Source organism: Pseudomonas sp. 8Z, from assembly GCF_902506535.1.
Classification (GTDB): Bacteria; Pseudomonadota; Gammaproteobacteria; order Pseudomonadales; family Pseudomonadaceae; genus Aquipseudomonas.
This window is the reverse complement of sequence record NZ_LR733825.1, coordinates 899,965-921,701: the sequence shown is the minus strand read 5'-3', so window position 1 is coordinate 921,701 and position 21,737 is coordinate 899,965. Positions and strand designations below refer to the sequence as shown.

Sequence of the window (21,737 nt, the reverse complement as noted above, 5' to 3'; positions counted from 1 at the left end):
TTCGCTCCTACAGAAGCACCACTCCTGCGTCTGGATGCACAGCCCGTAGGGCGGACTCAGGAGCGCCAGTGAACAGTCCGTCAGTCCATGCCAGCTTCGGCACCACGACTCCCCCCGAGACTCCTGCCTCGCTCCTACGTCCATACATGAGCTCCAGCGCCGGCCTATGGCTTGTCCGCTGCCTTCCACAGCACCTCGGCGATCCCCTGGCGCTTGGCGATCAGGCGTGCAGCGACGAACAGTAAGTCGGAGAGGCGGTTGACGTAGGCCAGACCTTCGCTGCGCAGTGGCTCCACTGCATTGAGGTGCTGGCAGCGGCGCTCGCTGCTGCGGGCGAAGCTGCGGCAAACGTGGGCTAGGGCGATCAAACGGGAGCCGCCCGGCAGGATGAAATTTTCCAGCGGGCCGACTTCATCGTTCCAGCGGTCGATGACGGCTTCCAGGCGCTCGACTTCTGCCTGCTGCAGGGCCTGGTACTCAGGCATTGCCAGTTCGCCCCCAAGATCGAACAGGCGGTGCTGGCAGGGGCCGAGCACCTCTATCAATTCTTGCAGTCCCGTGCACTGTGTTGCCGCCTCTTCCAGTTCGGCCAGCAGCAGGCCCAGTTGGCTGTTGAGGGTGTCCAGCTCACCGATGGCTTCGATGCGTGGATGGTCTTTGCCTACCCGGCGGCCATCAGCCAGGCCGGTTTCGCCTTTATCGCCGGTGCGTGTGTAGATCTTGGAAAGGCGGTAACCCATGGTTCAGAGTCCTGCGTGGCTGTCGGGTACGGTGGTCAGTGGCAAGCGCAGGATGAAGCAGGTGCCTTGGCCGGCGCGCGAGTGCACTTCCATCTGTCCCTTGTGGTTGTTGGTGATGATGAAGTACGACACGGCCAATCCCAGGCCTGTGCCCTGGCCGACTTCCTTGGTGGTGAAAAACGGCTCGAAGATGCGCTTGCGCACCGCTTCGCTCATGCCGGTGCCGTTGTCCTCGACCTGAATCTCCGCCCAGTGACCAGCCTGGCGCGTACGCAGGGTGATGCGTCCGGGGGCATCGCGCTCTTCGTTCTGGTGGATGGCCTGAGCGGCGTTTTTCAGCAGATTGAGTAGCACCTGTTCGAGTTCATTGGCGGTGGCAGCCACTGGTCCCAGGTTGGCGTCGAATTCGCGGACGATTTCCAAGGTTTTGAAGTCGAAGCCGTCTGCCAGGTCGAAGTCGTTGCCGGCGATATCCAGCGCCTGGTCGATCAGTGCCGGTAGATCACAAGGTGCTAGCTGGCGGTTGCTACGGCGGCTGAAACTGAGCATATGGCTGACGATCTTGGCGGCGCGCTGACCGGCTTGCTGAATGCCGTCGAGCATGCGCGGAATGTCGCGTGCGCGCAGGTACTGATCGATGGCTGGCAGGCTCACGCCAGCCTGGTCGGCCTGCTCCAGGTTCTTCTCCAGTTCTGGCGATAGGCGCCTGCGGATGTTCTGCACGTTGTGCAGGATGGCGCCCAGGGGATTGTTGATCTCGTGCGCCATGCCCGCCGCCAGGCCGCCGACCGAGAGCATTTTCTCCGACTGCACCATCATTTCTTCCAGCGACAGGCGTTGGGTGATGTCGTCGATACGAATGACCACGCCGCGCCCGCTGCCGCCCATCAGCGGGTAGAAGGTCAGTGCGTAGTGCAGTGGCTCTTCATCCTTGAGCCAGGTAACGCGCTCGATTTTTTCTACCCGCAGTTGCTCGGCGGTGCGTTTGAGTTGCGCCAGGAAGGGTTTGAGTGACGGGAAGGCAAGGAAGACCGGTTGATTAAGGGCCTCGTCCAGAGGTGTGCCGGAGAGTGCGCTGGCCTCCTGGTTCCATTGGGTGACGTAGAGCTGCTCGTCGAGGGCGATCAGCGCCGAGGGCATAGAGTCGATAATGCTGTTGAGGTAATTCTGGAAGCCGGTGAGCTTCTTCTCGATCTTGCTGCGTACCTGTACTTCCAGCTCCAGCTTGCGGTTGGAGTGGCGGGTTTCCTCGGCGAGCCTTTGCGCTTGGTCGAAAGCCTGTTGGGCGTCGTCACGCGCGCCCTTGAGCTGCTGTTCGCGGGCCTGCATACGCGTGAGCATGGTGTTGAAGGCGTCAGCCAAGCTGCCGATTTCGTCCTGATTGCCGCGGTTGGCGCGCAGCGCATAGTTTTCCTCGCGGGTGACCTGGCGCGAGAGTTCTTCCAGGCGGCGAATCGGCTTGGTGATCAGGCGGCGAATCTGCCGGGCGACCAGGAACCAGAGCGCCACGCTGAGCGCGAGGATGGCCAGGCTGGCGGTCAGGGTGCCGGTGTAGAAGGCGCCGGGGAGTTCGCTCGATGCCACCAGCAGCAAAGCGCCGGGGCGACCGCTGGGGTGCGGCAAGTCCACCAGCAGATTGGTGCGAAAGGCTGTCTCGCGCCAGCGCTCCAGTTCGTCGAGGCGCTGCGGTAACTGCAGTTTTTCGCCGCGCTGCAGTTGCGCCAGGCTATTGCCGTTGCTGTCGTAAATCACGGCTGCGCGCAGTGGCGCGTACTCGTCCAGGCGCTTGAGCACCATCGCGGCGGATCTGGACGAGTGCAGAGCCTCGCTGCTCAGGGCTGGGCTGGCGATCAATCGGCCTAGGGTGTGCAGCGCCTGCGGCGCCATGCTTTGCTGGGTGATCCAGTAGGCCGCGCTGATGAAGGTCAGGTTGGCGACCAGTAAGACGGCGCTGAGCAGTACCAGTAGGGCCGCGAGCAGTTTGCGGCCGACGGGCAGGTTTTCGAGGCGCTGGCGCAGGGTCATGGGTTCGGTGCGTTTGGCGGGCGAGCTGGCAGGTTAGCGCGCTCGCGTTGTCATTGCTATGCCGGGCAAGGCCGCGCCGGTTGGCTTAGTTCTGGGGAAGGCCACGCGCTGCCAGGTGCCTGAGCAGGCGTTGGTGCACCTGCTGCAAATGGGGCAAGCGCAAGCCATGACGTTCGGCGGCGACGCAGGCATAGCCGAGCAGATAGCTGATCTCGGTACGACGCCCTTGGCTCACGTCCTGGTGCATCGAGCAATAGTTGGCCGCAGTGGCATCGATTACGCGTAGCACTTCTTCGTGCAGGTGTTCAGCCGCCGCTGTTTGCGTGCAGGCGTGCAGCAGTTCGGTGAGTTCCGCGCATATGTTGGCGACTTCGACTGGATAGTCGCGCAGGCCGCCGTTGCGGCAGTCATGCAATACGGTCAACGGATTGATTGCGCAATTGAGTGCCAGCTTACGCCAGAGCCGGGCGAGGATGTCCGCGCTCCACTGGTGGGGGATGCCCGCTGCTTGCAGGTCTTCCAGCCACTTTGGTGCAGCGGGTAGCAACGGGTCGCCCAGCCAGTTATGGCCAGCTCCGGCGAAAACCACCTGGAAGTCGGCCTGGCGAAACGCGCCCTCGGTGCTTGAGGCATATACGCAGCGGCGGCCCTGCAGATGTTGCGCTACGGCATCCTGGCTGCCGAGGCCGTTCTGCAGCAGCACTATGCTTGCATCTGCCGTTAGACGGTGGGCCAGTTGCCTGGCCGCTTCGAGCGCGTCATAGGCTTTGCTGGCCAGCAGCAGGTGCTGGATTGGCGTGTCGCTATCCAGCGTTTCCGCCGGGATGGCATAGCGCTGTGGTAGGCCCTGTTCGATCAGGGTCAGGCCACCGGCTCGGGTGTAGTCGGCAAGGCGTTCGGCATTGCGCAGGATCAGCCGCACCGGCAGTCCAGCGCGAGCCAGACGGGCGGCCCAGAGTGTGCCTAGGCTGCCGGCGCCAAGTACGTGCCAAGTCATGCTTGTGGCAGGCGTAGTGCGGTGACACGGCCACTGGCGTAGGCATCGGGCAGGATTCGCTCGGCATGCTGCAGCACCTGATCGACCTCGACGGGCAGGGCCTTGATATCCAGACCAACCAGGCTGATACCCGCTTTGAGGGTGATGAAGCCTTCGCTGGTCTTGAACGCCTTGAGGTTGAGGCCGTCATGCAGGCGCTTGAAACTGCTCGGCGAGCATTCGTGCAGGTCTTCGAGCAGGGTGATCAGGCCGAAATGGTTGTCGTCCAAGCGCGCCAGCACATCGAGTGGGCGTACCAGTTGCTGCAGACGGCGGGCGATGCCGTGCACCAGTTCGTTGTAAAAGCGCTCGCCATGTTTGCTGCGTAGCTCGTTGGCTTCTTGCAGGCCGATCAGCAGGTAGCACAGGGCGCCACCGCGTGATTCCACCTGGCGCAGGCAGTCAGCCATCTTCTGGCGCAGGTAACGCGGATTGCCCAGGCCGGTGAGTGGGTCGACTAGATTGCGCCGTTCGAGGCTGGCGATGCTTTGGGTGAGCATGCGTTTTTCCTGTAGCAAGCGCTGCAGGGTGTTGCACAGACGGTCTGCCGCGTATACGCGCGGCACCAGTTGCTCGTTCATCGCCGCCTTGCTGATGAAGTCGTCGACGCCACGGTCGAAGGCCTCGCCCAGCACGTTTTCGCCTTCCTTGCCGGTGAGCAGGATGATGTAGGTGTAATGGTCGGCCATTTCGTCGAGCTGGCGCACCCGTGAAGTCAGCTCCAGGCCGTCTATCTCGGGCATCAGCCAGTCGGCCAGGAGCACGCTGGCCGGTCGCTGTTCGAGTTGGCCGAGGGCCTCGGTGGCGCTGCTGGCAAAACGTACGTCCTGATAACCCGCTTGAGTCAGAGCGCGGCCGATCATGGCGCTGGAAAACTTGGCGTCGTCCACCACCAGGATGCTGAGATGGGGGTTGGGCATAGGTGGGCTCGTGGGCAGCAAAGAGAAGGGTGGGCCAAAAGGCAGGTAACAGTCTGGTTATAATGGGCCCGCTATCGTTATCGTCAAGTCAGGCGCGCTTACTCCGTGAAGAGTATCGTGCCGTCCATCAGGAGCTCGCTCATGCCTTCGTTCGACGTGGTGTCGGAACTGGACAAACACGAACTGACCAATGCGGTCGACAATGCCATCAAGGAACTCGACCGCCGCTTCGATCTGCGAGGTAAATGCAGCATCGAGAGCAAAGATAAAACCCTCACGCTGACCGCCGAAGCCGAGTTCATGCTTGAACAGGTGCTCGACATCGTGCGTGGCAGCTTGATCAAACGCAAGATCGACAGCCAGTGCATGGAAGCCAAGGACCCCTATGCTTCGGGCAAGGTGATGAAGCAGGAGATCACCTTCCGCGAAGGTATCGACAAGGAGTTGGCGAAAAAGATCGTCGCGCACATCAAAGATGCCAAGCTCAAGGTACAGGCTGCCATTCAGGGCGAGCAGGTACGGGTAACCGGCAAGAAGCGCGATGACCTGCAAGAAGCCATCGCTTTGCTGCGCGGTCATGAATTTGGCATGCCGCTGCAGTTCAACAACTTCCGCGATTGAACCTTTAGTGCACCAAGGCGTCGCAACCTTGATAGCACTTTAACCGCCATGGCATGCCATGGCGGTTTCGTTTCATGCATAGGACACAGGAGCAACCCATGGAGATGAACGTCGACGAACTGGTCAAGCTATCCGAGGCTTGGCTGCCCGTCGTGCTGGAGTACAGCGGCAAGCTGACCCTGGCGCTGGTTACGCTACTGATCGGTTGGTGGTTGATCGGCAAGTTGACCAACAGCATTGGTCGCTTGCTTGAAGGGCGTAAGGTCGATCGTGCGCTGAGCGGTTTCATTGGCAGCCTCGTCAGCATCGTGATGCGAATTTTGCTGCTGATCAGCGTAGCCTCGATGATCGGTGTGGAGACCACCTCTTTCATCGCCATGATCGGTGCTGCTGGTCTGGCTATTGGTCTGGCCTTGCAGGGTAGCCTGGCGAACTTCGCCGGTGGCGTGCTGATCATGTTCTTTCGCCCGTTCCGCGCCGGTGACTGGATCGAGGCGCAGGGTGTATCCGGTAGCGTCGACAGCATCCAGATCTTCCATACCACGTTGAAAACTGCTGATAACAAAGTGGTGATCGTGCCCAATGGCTCGCTGTCCAACGGCCACATCACTAACTACTCGCGCGAGCCTCGGCGGCGCGCCGAGATTGTCGTTGGCATCGATTACTCCAGCGATATCAAGCGTGCCCGTGAGGTGCTGCTGGAGATTGCCAATGATCCGCGTGTGCATCGTGATCCTGAGCCGGTGGTATTCGTCACGGGGCTTGGTGACAACGCGGTGAATCTGTCGATGCGCGTGTGGGTCAACACCGGCGATTTCTGGCCCGTGACCTTCGAGTTCATCGAACTGGCCAAGGAGCGGCTGACTGCCGCCGGGATTGGCATTCCCTTCCCGCAGCGTGTGGTGCACATGGCCAAGGCCGACTGATTGCAGCCCTGATACGCAAGAGCCCCGGCATGTCCGGGGCTCTTTGCATGTGGCCTCAGGCCTTTTCCAGCGTCGGCGGCTCTTCAGCCTCCGGCGGGGCCTGCAGATCGCGCCGCCATTGCAGGACGATCAACAGCAGAGTCGGTACGCCCATCAGTGCTGTGGCGAGGAAGAAATGGGCATAGCCGAGTTTCTCCACCATGACGCCTGAATAGCCGCCGATCAGCCTGGGTAGCAGCAGCATGATCGAGCTGAGCAGGGCGTATTGGGTGGCGGAGAATTTCAGGTTGGTCAGACTCGACAGGTAAGCGACGAAAGCCGAGGTCGCCAGGCCGGCGCTGAAGTTGTCGCAACTGATGGTCACCACCAGCATCTGCAGGTGTGCGCCCATGCCCACCAGGGCCATGAACAGCAGGTTGGTCGCGGCCGAAGCCAGGGCGCCGGCGAAGAGAATTGGCATGATGCCGAAGCGTACGATCAACAGACCGCCAGCCCCAGCACCGAGCAGGGTCATGATCAGGCCGAAAATCTTGCTGACGCTGGCGATCTGCTCTTTGGTAAATCCTTGGTCGATGTAGAACACGTTGGCCATCACCCCCATCACCGTATCCGACAGGCGATAGGTGGCGATCAGCGACAGCAGCAGCAGTGCCTGCCAGCGGTAGCGCAGGATGAAATCGTTGACTGGCGTGAGTACCGGCGCCATGCCGCCCCAGAACAGGCTGGAAATCGACAGGCCGGTCAGCAGGGTATAAAGCAGTGCGCGCAAGAAGGCACGGTCGTAATAGAGCAGATCCTGCAGGCTCATCTGCCCCTGGAAGACCAGGCTCAGGTCGCTCTCGTAGAACTGTGTGGCCATCGCCGGTATCGAGATCAGCAGGATGATCAGCAGCAGGACGGAGAGCAACTGATGGAAGAAACCGTACTTAGCGGCTGCGGTTTTCAGTACCGGCGCCAGGCCGCCCCAGAACAACCCCGAGGCGCACACGCAGGTCAGCGCCGTGTAGAGCAGCGCACGCAGGAAGGCGCGGTCGTTGTACAGCAGCTCTTGTGCGCTGACGTTGCCCATCAGCATTGGCAGCAGGTCGCTCTGGTAGAACTGAATGAACATCGTCGGCACGGAAATCACCAGCACGATCACCGCCAGAATCGACAGCAACTGATGAAAGAAACCGTGCTTTGGCGGTGTTGCCTGGATAGGTGTCGGCGCCGCGGGCTCACGCATCCAGATCGAGGTGAGTAAGCCAGGCAGCATAAGCAGGGCGAACACCAGATAGGTGCCCGTCCAGGCGCTGAACTGGTAGTCCTTGGCGGTGGAGCCGAAGCCTTCGGCGAAGTACAGGGCGCCGGCCGTGGCCAGCAGCGCTGCGACTCGGTAGCCGGTCATATAGGCCGCGGCCAGCGCGGCCTGGTGTTCGTCGCCGAGAATTTCCAGGCGGTAGGCATCGACGGCGATATCCTGGGTGGCCGATGCAAAAGCCACCAGCACGGCTAGGGCGATCAGCGAGGACAGGTGCGTCTGCGGGTCGAAGTTGGCCATGCCAATCAGGCCGATGGCCACCAGACCTTGCGCCAGCACTAGCCAGGAGCGGCGCCTGCCGAGTTTGCCGAGCAGGGGCAAGCGCCATTGATCGAGCATCGGCGCCCACACCCATTTGAAGGCGTAGGCCAGGCCGATCAGGCTCGCGAAGCCGATGGTTTCGCGAGCCACACCGGCCTCGCGCAGCCAGACCGATAGCGTCGAAAACACCAGCATGTAAGGCAGGCCTGCGGCAAAGCCTAAGAGCAGAAGTGCCAGTGTGGCGGGGTTGGCGTAGGTGGCGAGGGCTTCTCGCCAGGATTTACGTGGCATTGGGTTTGAGTCTGGGGGTAGCGGTTTGGTTGCGCGCACTCTAACTGGAGAGCTCCGTTTGACGCCAGCCGTGGCGGCGCATATCCACACGTTCGTTCAGAATGCTCACGCCCTCGGCTCGCAAGCGTGCGCGCTGTTCGCTACCGGAGGCTGTTCCTGCAGGTAGGCTGAGGCGCCCGCCCGCGGCGATCACGCGGTGCCAGGGCAGGCGAGTCCCTTCTGGCAATTGGCTCAAGGTTCGCCCGACCCAGCGCGCGGCACGGCCCAGCCCGGCCAGGCTGGCCAATTCGCCGTAACTGATGACCTTGCCTGCGGGTATCTGTGCCAGTGCCAGATACAGTGCCTCGCGCCGGGCGTCGAGGCTGGCTGACGCGGGATATTGCATCGCTACTTGTCTATCCATATGAGGGGCGTACCTGGCGTGCTGAAAAAAATTCGACAGTGCCGCTGAGCTGAAAGTGCTGAACTCTGTTGCATCACGTCGGTCAGCTCTTGCTCTGGTGCTGGGCGTCCTCATAATGCCCGGCTTTTGCCACTCCCGAGCCGATTGTTTTTGCCATGCCGCGTTCAGCTTCTGTTTCCCTGCTCAGTCTGAGCATCGCCCTGTTCAGTGCTCCCGTCCTTGCCGATACCGTCTGGTTGAAGAATGGCGACCGCCTCACCGGCACCATTCGTGTCTTCGACGGCAGTAAGCTGCTGTTGCAGACTGACTATGGCGGCTCGATTCCGCTTGATTGGAAGAAAGTGGCCACTCTGGAGAGCGATCACGAACTGCTGGTCAAGATGGGCCCCGTCGATGGCGAGCGCGCCAAGTCACTGCTGGCGGCCGAGCCGGGCAAGGTCACCTTGGCCAATGGCGAGGCGCCGAAGACAGTGGAGCTGGCGCAGATCGAGCAGATCATGAAACCCAAGCCGCTGGTCGAGGATTTCGTCTGGAAGGGCAATATCGACCTGGCTATGGACTACAAGCGCGCCGAAAGCGACACCGATGACTATGACGTGGACATCGATACCCAAGCCCGTCACGGGCAATGGCGGCACAACGCGCAGGCGGAGTACAACCGCGAGCTAAAGGACGACGTGGTCAGCACCGACAACTGGTCGACCGAGTACGCCCTCGACCGCTTCCTGACGGAGAAACTGTTCTGGCAGGGCCGTCTCGAATACAAGCGTGATCGAGTCGAGGAGCTGGAGCGTCAGCGCACGGTTGGTACGGGGCCGGGTTATCAGTTTTGGGATGACGAGCTGGGCGCGTTCTCCGTCGCCACTCTGGCCAACCGCAGTGACTACAGTTTCAGCAACGGTGAGCGCAATCGTTTCTACGAGCTCAGCGTGAAGTGGGATTACAACCGTTACTTGGTCGGTAAGACGGTGGAGCTGTTCAGCACCGGTGAGGTTGGCAGGCCGCTCAGTGGCGCTGCCGATTTCAGCCTGGATGCTGAAGTGGGTCTGCGCTACAAGGTCACCGACTGGGCTTCGCTGAACATGAAGGCCGAGAAGGATGTGGTCAGTGGTGCCGAAGGCGATCTGGATGAAACCCGCTACACCCTTGGTTTTGGTGTTGGCTGGTAAGTTTCAGACGAGCGCTAAAGAAAAAGCCCGGAATCGCTTCCGGGCTTTTTCGTTTCAAGGCTCTTCCTGAGGCTTGTTGCGCCATCCACCGCCGCCTGGCAGCAGCAGGTTGAGCGCCAGTGCGCTGATGGCGCACAGGGATATGCCCGACAGAGCGAACTCCTTGCCGCCAATCACCATACCTCCGATACCGAATACCAGAGTGATCGAGACAATCACCAGATTGCGGGCCTCGGACAGATCCACCTGATGACGGATCAGGGTGTTGAGGCCAACCACGGCAATGGAGCCGAACAGCAGGCAGAGAATGCCGCCCATCACGGGTACCGGAATGGCCTGCAGCGCGGCGCCGAACTTGCCGATGAAGGCCAGGGCGATAGCGAAGATCGCCGCCCAGGTCATCACTTTGGGGTTGAAGCTCTTGGTCAGCATCACCGCGCCGGTGACTTCGGCGTAGGTGGTATTGGGCGGGCCGCCGAACAGGCCAGCAGCGGATGTGGCCAGGCCGTCACCGAGCAGGGTGCGGTGCAGACCGGGCTTGCGTACGAAATCCTTACCGGTGACGGTGCCGACGGCGATCACTCCGCCGATGTGTTCGATGGCTGGCGCCAGGGCAACCGGCACCATATACAGGATGGCACCCAGGTGGAACTCAGGAGCCATGAACTTGGGCATGGCCAGCCAGGGTGCGGCGGCGATGCTGCTGGTATCGATCACCCCGAAATAGGCCGAGAGCAAGCAGCCGACCACGATACCGGAGAGAATCGGCACCAGGCGGAACAGGCCGCTACCGAGCACGGCCACCAGTACGGTGGTTGCCAGGGCGGGAATGGAAATGAACATCGCGGTTTGATACGGCACAAGCTCTGCTGCGCCGTCGCCGGTCTTGCCCATGGCCATATTTACGGCGACTGGCGAGAGCGCCAGGCCGATGGAGATGACCACCGGGCCGATCACCACGGGCGGCAGAATACGGTCGATGAAGCCAGGGCCTTTCACCTTCACGGCCAGCCCCAGGAGCATATAAACGAAGCCTGCGGCCACTACGCCGCCGAGTACCGCTGGCATGCCGAACTCACCCTTGGCAGCGATGATCGGGGCGATAAAGGCGAAGCTGGACGCCAGGAACACCGGCACCTGACGACCGGTCGCCAGTTGAAACAGCAGGGTACCGAGGCCGGCGGTGAACAGCGCCACATTGGGGTCCATACCGGTGATCAGCGGCATTAGCACCAGGGCGCCGAACGCGACGAAGAGCATCTGCGCGCCGGAAAGGATCTGCTTGGGCAGCGGATCGTTGTACTCGCTCATGCTCAGGCGTCCTTCTGCTTGGTACCGAAGATCTTGTCACCGGCATCGCCAAGCCCAGGGATGATGTAGCCGTGCTCGTTAAGGCACTGGTCGATGGAGGCGGTGTAGATAACGACATCTGGGTGAGCGTCATTGACTGCCTTGATGCCTTCGGGGGCGGCAACCAGCACCATGGCGCGGATTTCCTTGCAGCCGGCTTTTTTCAGCAGATCGATGGTGGCAACCATGGAGCCGCCGGTGGCCAGCATCGGGTCGATGATCAGGGCCAGGCGCGAGTCGATTTCCGGCGCCAGCTTTTCCAGGTAGGTGTGTGCTTGCAGGGTTTGTTCGTTGCGCGCGACGCCAACGGCGCTGACCTTGGCACCAGGGATCAGGCTGAGCACGCCGTCGAGCATGCCGATACCGGCGCGCAGGATTGGCACCACGGTGATCTTTTTGCCTGCGATCTTCTGCGCTTGCACCGGGCCGGCCCAGCCTTGAATCTCGTAGGGCTCCAGTGGCAGGTCGTTGGTGGCCTCGTAGGTCAGCAGGGCGCCCACTTCCTGAGCCAGCTCACGGAAGTTTTTGGTGCTGATATCGGCGCGGCGCATCAGGCCGATCTTGTGACGAATCAGTGGGTGGCGAATCTCGCGAATGGGCATGGGTCTCTCTCCGACTGGCTGAACATCCGCCCACACCACAGCGACCACTGCGACGATGAGCATGCGCAGGGCGTGCTCATACAGCGTGCGGACTGATCGAGGGGCGACGGGTTGTGAAAAAAACGCGTTAGATTAAAGCATTGCTCATACCAAGTGGTGATTGACTGGTCGCTGGCGTGCTAAATCCTGACCGAGCGGTTACGTTTGTCTGCTCGGGCTTGTTCGTCGCTGCGCAGGCCTGTACCTTTTCCCGTTTTTATCTGACGGTTTGATCAGCTTTATGCTGCTTAATGCCGCCGCTAGCCAAAAGAGAGAAACGTCATGCCTGCCGATCTCGCGCATATCCGCCAAGTGATGGCGCAAGCCGATTGCCTGTTCACCGAAGCTCAGGTGGAGGCCGCCATCGATCAGGTGGCTGCCCGCATCAATGCCGACCTGGCCGAGCGCAACCCGGTGGTGTTTTGCGTCATGAATGGCGGCCTGATTTTCTCCGGCAAGCTGCTGACCAAGCTGAATTTCCCACTGGAGGCTTCCTACCTGCATGCCACCCGTTATCGCAATGAAACCAGTGGTGGCGAGCTGTTCTGGAAAGCCAAGCCGGAAGTCTCGTTCATCGACCGTGATGTGCTGATCATCGATGACATCCTCGATGAGGGGCACACCCTGGGGGCGATCATCGATTTCTGTCACCACGCAGGCGCGCGTGCCGTGCACACGGCGGTGCTGATCGACAAAATGCATGACCGCAAGGCGCGCCCGGATCTGAAGGCCGACTACGTGGGGCTTTCGTGCATCGATCGCTACATCTTTGGCTATGGCATGGACTACAAAGGTTACTGGCGCAACGCGGCGGGCATCTACGCGGTCAAGGGTCTGTAACGCCCTCTGCTCGCGAACCTGGCGTGACTGCTCAGGCGCGTCTGCCGTTAGGCGCGCGCGGGTGGTTATGCCATCGAGCGAGTGGCCGCGGATACAATCCAGGCCTGCAGGCGCTGGGCTAAACCTGCGGGCTCTCTTCCAGCCAGCGCAAAGCCTTCTGCCGCGCTTGCGGCAAATTGCGCACGTAGGCCAATTCACCCTTGTGGCGCTGCACTCCGGCGCGACGTAGTTGCAGGCGTACCTGCGCAGTGGCGCCGCTGAGGATCAGGGCGATGCCCTGCTGGCGATAATCGCGCAGTACGTTGTCCAGCGCGGCAATGGCGGTCATGTCCAGCAGGGGCACGGCGCTGATGTCGACGATCACCACCTGCACACCTGTACTGAAGCGGCGCAGCACGCTCAGGGCCTTCTCTGCCGCACCGAAAAACAGCGGGCCGCGAATGGTGTAGGCCATTACCGCTTCCGGCAAATCGAGAAGAGATTGACGTTGCTGGCGATCCAGCGCGGCGGTGTCGGTCAGCTCGCTCATGCGCTTGATGAACAGCCCTGCAGCCAGTAGCAGGCCCACGGCGACGGCCAGCACCATGTCGAACACGACTGTCAGCACCAGGCAGGTGAGCAGCACCAGCACGTCGCCGCGTGGCGCGATGCGCAGGGTGTGCAGCACGTGCTTGGGCTCGCTCATGTTCCACGCCACCATCAACAGCAGCGCTGCCAGGGCGGCCATCGGCAGGTAGCTGAACAGCGGTGCGAGCAGCAGGATAGCGGCCAGTACCACGCCGGCATGGATGATCGCCGCCAGTGGAGAGAAGGCGCCGCCGCGTACGTTGGCGGCGGTGCGGGCAATGGCGGCAGTGGCGGTGATGCCGCCGAACAGCGGGGCGAGCAGGTTGCCCAGGCCCTGGCCGATCAGCTCGGCGTTCGGATCGTGCTTGCTGCCGCTCATGCCATCCGCTACCACGGCACACAGCAGCGATTCGATGGCGCCCAGCATGGCGATGGCGAATGCCGGGGCGAGCAACTGACGGATCAGTTCGAATGACAGTTGCAAGGGCTGGCCATCGGCGCCTGGCAGATTCCAGGGCAATGCCAGGCTGGGCAGGAATGGCGGGATGCCAGGATGAGCGATGCCGTCGAGGTCGTAGCTGAAGCGCTCGCCAAGGGTGGCCACATGCAGGCCGAAATGTTCGAGCGCCAGCGTCAGCAGGGCGCCGAGCGTCAGGGCAATCAGGTGTGCCGGTATCCTCGGCAGTAGTCGCGGCCATATCAGCAGGGTGGCCAAAGTACACAGCGCCACCAGGCTATCACCGAGGCTCAGGCTGGGCAGGCCGCGTACCAACAACACCAGGGTTTCGGTCAGGTGTTGTGCGCTACCGGGCAGCGTCAGCCCGAGTAAATCCTTGATCTGCAGGATGGCGATGACGATGCCGATGCCGGCGGTGAAGCCCAGCGTGACAGGGTAGGGCACGAATTCGATCAGTCGCCCCGCGCGTAACAGGCCTAAGCCGATGAGGATGATGCCGGCCATCAGCGTGCACAGCAGCAGGCCGCCGAGGCCGTGTTGCTGGGTGATAGGTAGCAGGATCACGACGAAGGCCGCTGTCGGGCCGGAAATGTTGAAGCGTGAACCGCCGAACAGGGCAATCAGCGGCGCGGCGATCAGTACGGTATACAGACCGTGCTGCGGTGCCGCGCCGACGGCGATGGCCAGTGCCATCGCCAGCGGAATGGCGATGATGCCGACCGTCAGGCCGGCGCTTAGGTCTCCGCGCAGGGCTTTCCAGGAGTAACCGGCGCGCAGGGTCTGGCGCCAGGCGGCGAACAACGGCAATGACAGGCGTGGCATGGCAGCTCCCGGTCGGCTCTGCGGCATTATAGGGGGAGCCGCTATCTTTCCGGTATTGACTTGCGGCGGCGCGCAGGCGTCGCTAGCTGCGCGTTGAGCGTGGCCGGTGGCGGCGTTACACTTGCGACCCTTTCTACAAGTTGGCGGAGTGGGCGATGCGTAAAGACAAGAAGCAGGTGATCGGCGAAGAGATCAGCGATGACTCGATCAAGCTGTTCCTCGGCGTGGAACCGGCCGATGCCACGCCCGCTTCTCTGCACAAGCTGATCAAGGCCTATCGTGGTCTGCGTGTTGACGACTTCGAGCGCTTTGTCGGCTTCTTCGTCGAGGCCGGTTATGACCTCTCGGCGCAGGATGCGCAGGGCAATGATTTCGTTGCGCTGATTCAGGATCAGCGCAACGCCGAGCCTTACATCGAGGTGATCAAGGCGGCGCGTGGCTGATATTCACTAGCTGGTCTGAATGCCCGCATCTCGTAAGAGCGCGGGTATTTTTATGCTTGGTGATTTATTGCAGGCAATAAAAAACCGGCCCAGAGGCCGGTTTTTCAAGAACCTGCGCGCTAATTAGGCGGCAGCAGCTTCGCCCAGCGCTTTGATGTGCGCGTTCAGGCGGCTCTTATGACGAGCGGCTTTGTTCTTGTGGATGATACCTTTATCAGCCATGCGGTCGATGACCGGAACAGCAACGGTATAGGCAGTCTTGGCAAGCTCGTGGTCTTTGGCAGCGATGGCCTTGACGACGTTCTTGATGTAGGTACGGACCATGGAGCGCAGGCTGGCGTTATGGCTACGGCGCTTCTCAGCCTGTTTGGCGCGTTTTTTGGCAGAAGGTGAGTTGGCCACCGTCAAGCTCCTCGAAAACTGGGGGGTTTACACAAATTAAGGCCGCGAATCATGCCGATATGACTTTCGGCTGTCAAGTCCGCGGGCACTTTTCGCTGCTGGCCTGACCAGCGGTGGCTCGCTACACTCGACGCTTTTACGAGCGAGGGATTGTCCACGTTCGCAATTGTTCGGAAAAGCCCAAACACTCATGAATCTGCTCAAATCCCTGGCTGCTGTCAGCTCTCTGACCATGCTTTCCCGCGTACTGGGCTTCGTGCGGGACACCATCATCGCCCGCACCTTTGGCGCTGGAGTGGCCTCGGATGCCTTTGTGGTGGCCTTCAAGCTGCCCAACCTGTTGCGCCGGATCTTCGCCGAGGGGGCTTTCTCCCAGGCTTTCGTGCCCATTCTGGCCGAGTACAAGATGCAGCAGGGCGAGGAGGCGGCGCGTACCTTTGTCGCCTATATCAGCGGCTTGTTGACCCTGGTGCTGGCGCTGGTCACGGCCCTTGGTGTGCTGGCTGCGCCCTGGATCGTTTGGGTCTCTGCTCCAGGTTTTGCAGGCGATGCCGAGCGTTTCGAACTCACCACTGACCTGTTGCGGGTGACTTTTCCTTATATATTGCTGATCTCGCTGTCTTCGCTGGCCGGGGCGATCCTCAACACCTGGAACCGTTTCTCCGTGCCGGCCTTCGTGCCGACGTTGCTCAATGTCAGCATGATCGTCTTCGCCCTGTTTCTCGCGCCTTATTTCGATCCGCCCATCATGGCGCTGGGCTGGGCCGTACTGGTTGGTGGTCTGGCGCAGTTGCTTTGGCAACTGCCGCATCTCAGGCGCATCGGTATGCTTGTACTGCCACGCCTGAATCTGCGTGATAGCGGCGTGTGGCGGGTGCTCAAGCAAATGGGGCCGGCGATCTTTGGCGTGTCGGTAAGCCAGATTTCGCTGATCATCAACACGGTTTTCGCTTCCTTTCTGGTGGCCGGTTCGGTGTCGTGGATGTACTACGCCGATCGCCTGATGGAGCTGCCTTCCGGTGTGCTTGGCGTGGCATTGGGCACCATCCTGCTGCCTGCGCTGTCGAAAACCTATGCCAGCCAGGATCGCGATGAGTACAGCCGCCTGCTCGATTGGGGCTTGCGCCTGTGCTTTCTGTTGGTGCTGCCCTGTACGCTGGCATTGGCGATCCTGGCCGAGCCCTTGGTGGTGTCGCTGTTCCAGTACGGCAAGTTCGGCGCCGAAGATGCTCTGATGACCCAGCAGGCCTTGGTGGCTTATGCGGTCGGCCTGTTGGCGCTAATTCTGATCAAGATTCTCGCCCCCGGTTTCTATGCCCAGCAGAACATCAAGACGCCGGTGCGTATTGCCATTGTCAGTTTGCTGGCGACTCAGGCGATGAACGCGTTGTTCGTCTTCGGTCTGCAGTTAGCGCATGTTGGTCTGGCACTGTCGATTAGTCTGGCGGCCTGTCTCAATGCCGGGCTGCTGTATTGGCAGTTGCGCCGTGGCGATATTTTCCGGCCGCAGCCGGGGTGGGCCATGTTCCTGCTCAAGTTGGTGCTGGCGGTGGCGGTGATGGTGGCGGCGCTGCTGGGCATGCTGCAGATCATGCCGGCCTGGGCCGAGGGCGAGATGCTGCTGCGTTTGCTACGTTTAGGCGTTTTGGTGGCAGTTGGCCTGGCGGCGTATTTTGGCATGTTGCTGTTGCTCGGTTTCCGCCCGCGTGACTTTGCCCGCAAGGCGCTGTGATGCCTGTTGTACGCGGCGCGCTGTGCGTATAATCGGCCACTTTGTGAACAAGAAGCCTGTTATGCAGCTGGTTCGAGGTCTTCATAACCTGCAGCCGCCCGCGCGTGGCTGTGTGGTCACCATCGGTAATTTCGACGGCGTTCATCGTGGGCACCAGGCCATCCTGGCGCGCTTGCGTGAGCGTGCCGCAGAATTGGCCGTGCCTAGCTGTGTGGTGATCTTCGAGCCGCAGCCGCGTGAGTTCTTTGGCCCTGACACCGCGCCGGCACGCTTGACCCGGCTGCGCGACAAGCTCGCCTTGTTGGCGGCAGAGGGTGTCGATCTGGTGCTGTGTCTGGCCTTCAATCGTCGTTTGCGCGAGCTTTCGGCGGCCGAATTCGTGCAGCGCGTGCTGGTCGATGGGCTCAAGGTGCAGGATCTGGAAATCGGCGACGACTTTCGTTTCGGCTGCGACCGCGCGGGTGATTTCGAATTTCTCAAGGCGGCCGGGCTGCGTCATGGCTTCAGTGTCGACGCCTCGACCACCATCGAGGTGCTGGGTGGGCGCGTCAGCAGCACCCGCGTACGTGAGGCGTTGACCTCTGGCGATTTCGCTTTGGCCGAAGCCCTGCTGGGGCGGCCGTTCCGCATCGCCGGTCGTGTCCTGCACGGACAGAAGCTTGGCCGCCAGCTCAATGCACCGACTGCCAATGTTCAGCTCAAACGGCGCAAGGTGCCGCTGACCGGTGTTTATCTGGTGAGCTGTGAGATCGATGGCGTGATTCAACCGGGCGTCGCCAATATCGGCGTGCGCCCCAGCGTTGCCGGTGACGGCAGCGCCCATCTGGAAGTGCACCTTCTGGATTTTGCCGGCGACCTTTATGGCCGGCGCCTCTTGGTGGCTTTCCACCACAAGCTGCGTGATGAGCAGCGTTTCGCCTCGCTGGAGGCCTTGAAGGCGGCGATTGCCGCCGATATTGCCGCTGCCCGTGACTATTGGCAGAGCCACCCGCTGATGAAGAGCCCGACATGACCGATTACAAAGCCACGCTGAACCTGCCCGACACTCCCTTCCCGATGAAGGCTGGCCTGCCGCAACGCGAGCCGCAGACCCTGCAGCGCTGGATTGATATTGGCCTGTACGAGAAGCTGCGCAAGGCGGGCGAGGGGCGCCCGAAGTTCGTCCTGCACGATGGCCCGCCCTACGCCAATGGCAGCATCCATATCGGCCATGCGCTGAACAAGATCCTCAAGGACATGATCGTCCGCTCCAAGACCCTGGCCGGTTTCGACGCGCCCTACGTGCCAGGCTGGGACTGCCACGGCTTGCCGATCGAGCACAAGGTCGAGACCACCTTCGGCAAGAACCAGCCGGCGGATCTGACCCGCGAGCGCTGCCGTGCCTACGCCACCGAACAGGTGGAGGAGCAGAAGGCCGGCTTCATCCGTCTTGGCGTGCTGGGTGACTGGGACAACCCGTACCTGACCATGAACTTCGCCAACGAGGCCGGCGAGATCCGCGCCCTGGCGGAAATGGTCAAGAACGGCTTCGTGTTCAAGGGCCTCAAACCGGTCAACTTCTGCTTCGATTGCGGCTCGGCCCTGGCCGAGGCCGAAGTCGAGTATCAGGACAAGAAGTCCGAAGCCATCGACGTCGCCTTCCCGGTTGAAGACGCAGGCAAATTGGCCGCCGCCTTCGGCCTGGCCAGCCTGAGCAAGCCGACCTCCATCGTCATCTGGACCACCACGCCCTGGACCATTCCGGCCAACCAGGCGTTGAACGTGCACCCGGAATTTACCTACGCGCTGGTGGATGTGGGCGAGCGCCTGCTGTTGCTGGCCGAGGAAATGGTCGAGAGCTGCCTGCAGCGCTTTGGCCTCGAAGGCCAAGTGGTCGCCACCGCCCAGGGCTCGGCGCTGGAACTGATCAACTTCCGTCACCCGTTCTATGACCGCCTGTCGCCGCTGTACCTGGCCGACTACGTTGAGCTGGGCGCCGGTACTGGTATTGTCCACTCCGCGCCGGCCTACGGCGAGGATGACTTCCAGAGTTGCAAGCGCTACGGCATGAGCAACGACGAGATTCTCAACCCGGTGCAGAGCAACGGCGTGTATGTCGACTCGCTGCCGTTCTTCGGTGGTCAGTTCATCTGGAAAGCCACGTCGTCCATCATCGCCAAGCTCGAAGAAGTCGGCGCGCTGCTCAAGCACGCCAGCATCAACCACAGCTACATGCACTGCTGGCGCCACAAGACGCCGCTGATCTACCGCGCTACCGCGCAGTGGTTCGTCGGGATGGACGCTCAGCCGAAAGAGGGCGGCACCCTGCGTGAGCGTTCCCTGGCGGCCATCGAAGAAACCAAGTTTGTCCCGGCCTGGGGCCAGGCGCGCCTGCACAGCATGATCGCCGGGCGCCCGGACTGGTGTATCTCGCGTCAACGTAACTGGGGCGTGCCGATTCCGTTCTTCACTCACAAAGAGAGCGGCGAGCTGCACCCGCGTACCGTCGAGCTGATGGAAGAAGTCGCCAAGCGCGTCGAGCAGGAGGGTATCGAGGCCTGGTTCAAGCTCGACGCCGCTGAGCTGCTCGGCGCCGAGGCCGACCAGTACGACAAGAGCCGCGACACTCTGGACGTGTGGTTCGACTCTGGCACCACGCACTGGCACGTACTGCGCGGCTCCCACGCCGAGTTGGCGCATGCCGATGGCCCGGTGGCTGACCTGTATCTGGAAGGCTCCGACCAGCACCGTGGTTGGTTCCATTCCTCGCTGCTGACCGGCTGCGCCATCGACGGCCATGCGCCGTACAAAGAACTGCTGACCCACGGCTTTACCGTGGACGAGCAGGGCCGCAAACAGTCGAAATCGCTGGGCAACGTGGTCGCGCCGCAGAAGGTGATCGACAGCATGGGCGCCGACATCCTGCGCCTTTGGGTCGCCTCGACCGACTACTCCGGCGAAATGGCGGTTTCCGACCAGATTCTGCAGCGCAGCGCCGATGCCTACCGCCGTATCCGCAACACCGCACGTTTCATGCTGGCCAACCTCAACGGCTTCGATCCGGCCAAGGATCTGCTGCAGCCCGAGCAGATGCTCGACCTCGATCGTTGGGCGGTGGATGCCACCGCGCGTTTGCAGGACGAGTTGACCGAGGCTTACAGCGAGTACCGTTTCTGGAACGTCTACTCCAAGGTGCACAACTTCTGCGTGCAGGAGCTGGGCGGCTTCTATCTGGACATCATCAAGGATCGTCAGTACACCACCGCCGCCGACAGCGTGGCGCGCCGTTCCTGCCAGAGCGCGTTGTTCCACATCTGCGAGGCGTTGGTGCGCTGGATCGCCCCGGTGCTGGCCTTTACCGCCGAGGAAATCTGGCAGTTCCTGCCGGGCGAGCGCGCCGAGTCGGTGATGCTGGCGACCTGGTACGAAAACCTGGCCCGTCTGCCGGAAGGTTTCGAACTGGATAACGGCTATTGGGAGCGCGTTATGGCGGTCAAGGGCGCCGTCAACAAGGAGCTGGAAAACCTGCGTGCAAGCAAAACCGTCGGCGCCAGCCTGCAAGCCGAGGTGACCCTGTTCAGCGATGATGCTTTGGCTGGTGATTTGGCCAAGTTGGGGGATGAGCTGCGCTTTGCCTTGATTACTTCCGCCGCGCAAACCGCGCCATTGAGCGAGGCGCCTGCCGATGCTGTGGGCACTGAGGTGCCAGGGCTGAAGTTGAAAATCGTCAAGTCGGCTCACAGCAAGTGCGGTCGTTGCTGGCATTTCTGTGCCGATGTTGGCAGCCATGCCGAGCATCCAGAGCTTTGTGGTCGCTGCGTGAGCAATATCGAAGGCACTGGTGAGGTGCGCAAGCATGCCTAATGCTCGTTTCGGCAAATTGCCCTGGCTGTTGCTCAGTGTATTGGTGCTGATCGCTGATCGCCTGACCAAGGATTTCTTCGAGGGCAGCTTGAGCATGTACCAGCAGATCGTGGTCATTCCCGACTACTTCAGTTGGACTTTGGCCTATAACAAAGGCGCGGCGTTTAGCTTCCTGGCCGACGCCGATGGTTGGCAGCGCTGGTTCTTCACTGGTATTGCCGTCATCGTCAGTGCCGTACTGGTGGTTTGGCTCAAGCGCCTCAAGCGCAACGAGACGCTGTTGGCAGTGGCGCTGGCTATGGTGCTAGGGGGCGCTTTGGGCAACCTCTATGACCGTGTGGTGCTGGGGCATGTGGTCGATTTCATTCTGGTGCACTGGCAGAACCGCTGGTACTTCCCGGCTTTCAACTTGGCTGACACCTTCATCACCATCGGCGCTATCCTGCTGGGGTTGGATATGTTCAAGAGTGACAAGCCCGCGAAGGAGGCTGCGCAATGACAGATGTACGCATCGGCCCGGATCGGGAAGTGACCCTGCACTTCGCCCTCAAGCTGGAGAATGGCGATGTGGTCGATAGCACGTTCGACAAAAAACCGGCGACCTTCACGGTCGGTGACGGCAACCTGTTGCCGGGCTTTGAACAGGCTATGTACGGTTTCAAGGCTGGCGACAAGCGCAGCGTGCAGGTGCAACCCGAGCAGGGCTTCGGCCAGCCCAACCCGCAGAACGTGCAGATCATGCCGCGTAGCCAGTTCGAGGGCATGGAGCTTTCCGAAGGGCTGTTGGTGATCTTCAACGATGCGGCCAACACCGAGCTACCGGGCGTGGTCAAGGCCTTCGACGACAAGCAGGTGACCATCGACTTCAACCACCCGTTGGCCGGTAAAGTGCTGCAGTTCGACGTGGAAATCATCGACGTCAAAGCGCTCTAAATCAGCAGTGCCTAG

The 21,737-nt window shown here is 61.4% G+C and carries 19 protein-coding genes and 1 pseudogene; 10 read left to right on the top strand and 10 right to left on the bottom strand.

Going from position 1 to position 21,737, the window contains the following annotated elements:
- Nucleotides 1-164: 164 nt before the first annotated feature.
- The 4 genes and pseudogenes from AERO9A_RS08415 to AERO9A_RS08400 all read right to left on the bottom strand — a co-directional run.
- Entirely contained in the window at nt 165-740 is a 576-nt protein-coding gene (locus AERO9A_RS08415) for a cob(I)yrinic acid a,c-diamide adenosyltransferase (protein ID WP_159971447.1), read from the bottom strand.
- A gap of 3 nt (nt 741-743) precedes the next feature.
- Complete coding sequence (locus tag AERO9A_RS08410; protein WP_159971446.1) at nt 744-2,765, bottom strand: HAMP domain-containing sensor histidine kinase; 2,022 nt, start codon at nt 2,763-2,765, stop codon at nt 744-746.
- A gap of 85 nt (nt 2,766-2,850) precedes the next feature.
- Nucleotides 2,851-3,762 (bottom strand): putative 2-dehydropantoate 2-reductase, encoded by a 912-nt coding sequence (locus tag AERO9A_RS08405; protein WP_159971445.1) that lies wholly within the window; start codon nt 3,760-3,762, stop codon nt 2,851-2,853.
- Nucleotides 3,759-4,739: pseudogene (locus AERO9A_RS08400) on the bottom strand (response regulator); the annotation flags it as partial. The gene AERO9A_RS08405 and the pseudogene AERO9A_RS08400, both read right to left, overlap by 4 nt.
- 123 nt (nt 4,740-4,862) lie before the next feature.
- Here AERO9A_RS08400 and AERO9A_RS08395 point away from each other — a divergent pair.
- Both AERO9A_RS08395 and AERO9A_RS08390 read left to right on the top strand, forming a co-directional pair.
- The gene (locus AERO9A_RS08395) at nt 4,863-5,342 is read left to right on the top strand and encodes a YajQ family cyclic di-GMP-binding protein (RefSeq protein ID WP_159971443.1); all 480 of its coding nucleotides are present in this window, start codon (nt 4,863-4,865) and stop codon (nt 5,340-5,342) included.
- A gap of 98 nt (nt 5,343-5,440) precedes the next feature.
- Nucleotides 5,441-6,268: a mechanosensitive ion channel family protein gene (locus AERO9A_RS08390; RefSeq protein ID WP_159971442.1), complete on the top strand. Its 828-nt coding sequence runs from the start codon at nt 5,441-5,443 to the stop codon at nt 6,266-6,268.
- 55 nt (nt 6,269-6,323) lie between these two features.
- Here the strand turns inward: AERO9A_RS08390 and AERO9A_RS08385 are convergent, their stop codons facing one another.
- Both AERO9A_RS08385 and AERO9A_RS08380 read right to left on the bottom strand, forming a co-directional pair.
- Nucleotides 6,324-8,120, bottom strand: a complete 1,797-nt coding sequence (locus AERO9A_RS08385) for an AmpG family muropeptide MFS transporter (protein ID WP_159971441.1) — start codon at nt 8,118-8,120, stop codon at nt 6,324-6,326.
- 40 nt (nt 8,121-8,160) lie between these two features.
- Nucleotides 8,161-8,523, bottom strand: a complete 363-nt coding sequence (locus AERO9A_RS08380) for an MGMT family protein (protein ID WP_159971440.1) — start codon at nt 8,521-8,523, stop codon at nt 8,161-8,163.
- Between the two features lie 155 nt (nt 8,524-8,678).
- Here AERO9A_RS08380 and AERO9A_RS08375 point away from each other — a divergent pair, with 155 nt between their 5' ends.
- Complete coding sequence (locus tag AERO9A_RS08375; RefSeq protein ID WP_159971439.1) at nt 8,679-9,692, top strand: DUF481 domain-containing protein; 1,014 nt, start codon at nt 8,679-8,681, stop codon at nt 9,690-9,692.
- A gap of 54 nt (nt 9,693-9,746) precedes the next feature.
- Here the strand turns inward: AERO9A_RS08375 and AERO9A_RS08370 are convergent, their stop codons facing one another.
- Both AERO9A_RS08370 and upp read right to left on the bottom strand, forming a co-directional pair.
- Nucleotides 9,747-11,003 (bottom strand): uracil-xanthine permease family protein, encoded by a 1,257-nt coding sequence (locus AERO9A_RS08370; protein WP_159971438.1) that lies wholly within the window; start codon nt 11,001-11,003, stop codon nt 9,747-9,749.
- Nucleotides 11,004-11,005: 2 nt separating this feature from the next.
- Nucleotides 11,006-11,644: a uracil phosphoribosyltransferase gene (gene upp / locus AERO9A_RS08365; RefSeq protein WP_159971437.1), complete on the bottom strand. Its 639-nt coding sequence runs from the start codon at nt 11,642-11,644 to the stop codon at nt 11,006-11,008.
- A 321-nt stretch (nt 11,645-11,965) separates the two neighbouring features.
- Between upp and AERO9A_RS08360 the strand changes: the two genes are divergently transcribed.
- The gene (locus AERO9A_RS08360; RefSeq protein ID WP_159971436.1) at nt 11,966-12,523 is read left to right on the top strand and encodes a hypoxanthine-guanine phosphoribosyltransferase; all 558 of its coding nucleotides are present in this window, start codon (nt 11,966-11,968) and stop codon (nt 12,521-12,523) included.
- 118 nt (nt 12,524-12,641) lie between these two features.
- Here AERO9A_RS08360 and dauA read toward each other — a convergent pair whose 3' ends face one another.
- Nucleotides 12,642-14,369, bottom strand: coding sequence for a C4-dicarboxylic acid transporter DauA (gene dauA, locus AERO9A_RS08355; protein ID WP_159971435.1), 1,728 nt, complete (start codon nt 14,367-14,369; stop codon nt 12,642-12,644).
- Between the two features lie 155 nt (nt 14,370-14,524).
- Between dauA and AERO9A_RS08350 the strand changes: the two genes are divergently transcribed.
- Nucleotides 14,525-14,812 (top strand): PA4642 family protein, encoded by a 288-nt coding sequence (locus AERO9A_RS08350; RefSeq protein WP_159971434.1) that lies wholly within the window; start codon nt 14,525-14,527, stop codon nt 14,810-14,812.
- 123 nt (nt 14,813-14,935) lie between these two features.
- Here AERO9A_RS08350 and rpsT read toward each other — a convergent pair whose 3' ends face one another.
- Entirely contained in the window at nt 14,936-15,214 is a 279-nt protein-coding gene (gene rpsT, locus AERO9A_RS08345; RefSeq protein WP_159971668.1) for a 30S ribosomal protein S20, read from the bottom strand.
- A 190-nt stretch (nt 15,215-15,404) separates the two neighbouring features.
- Between rpsT and murJ the strand changes: the two genes are divergently transcribed.
- The 5 genes from murJ to AERO9A_RS08320 all read left to right on the top strand — a co-directional run bounded on the left by murJ (nt 15,405) and on the right by AERO9A_RS08320 (nt 21,722).
- Nucleotides 15,405-16,946, top strand: coding sequence for a murein biosynthesis integral membrane protein MurJ (gene murJ / locus AERO9A_RS08340; RefSeq protein WP_159971433.1), 1,542 nt, complete (start codon nt 15,405-15,407; stop codon nt 16,944-16,946).
- A gap of 61 nt (nt 16,947-17,007) precedes the next feature.
- Nucleotides 17,008-17,958, top strand: a complete 951-nt coding sequence (ribF, locus tag AERO9A_RS08335) for a bifunctional riboflavin kinase/FAD synthetase (RefSeq protein WP_159971432.1) — start codon at nt 17,008-17,010, stop codon at nt 17,956-17,958.
- Complete coding sequence (gene ileS / locus AERO9A_RS08330; protein WP_159971431.1) at nt 17,955-20,789, top strand: isoleucine--tRNA ligase; 2,835 nt, start codon at nt 17,955-17,957, stop codon at nt 20,787-20,789. The genes ribF and ileS overlap by 4 nt, the downstream gene beginning before the upstream one ends.
- Entirely contained in the window at nt 20,782-21,288 is a 507-nt protein-coding gene (gene lspA / locus AERO9A_RS08325; protein ID WP_159971430.1) for a signal peptidase II, read from the top strand. Before ileS ends, lspA begins: the two co-directional genes overlap by 8 nt.
- On the top strand, nt 21,285-21,722 hold the full coding sequence (locus AERO9A_RS08320; protein WP_159971429.1) for a peptidylprolyl isomerase: 438 nt from the start codon (nt 21,285-21,287) through the stop codon (nt 21,720-21,722). Before lspA ends, AERO9A_RS08320 begins: the two co-directional genes overlap by 4 nt.
- Nucleotides 21,723-21,737 lie beyond the last annotated feature (15 nt).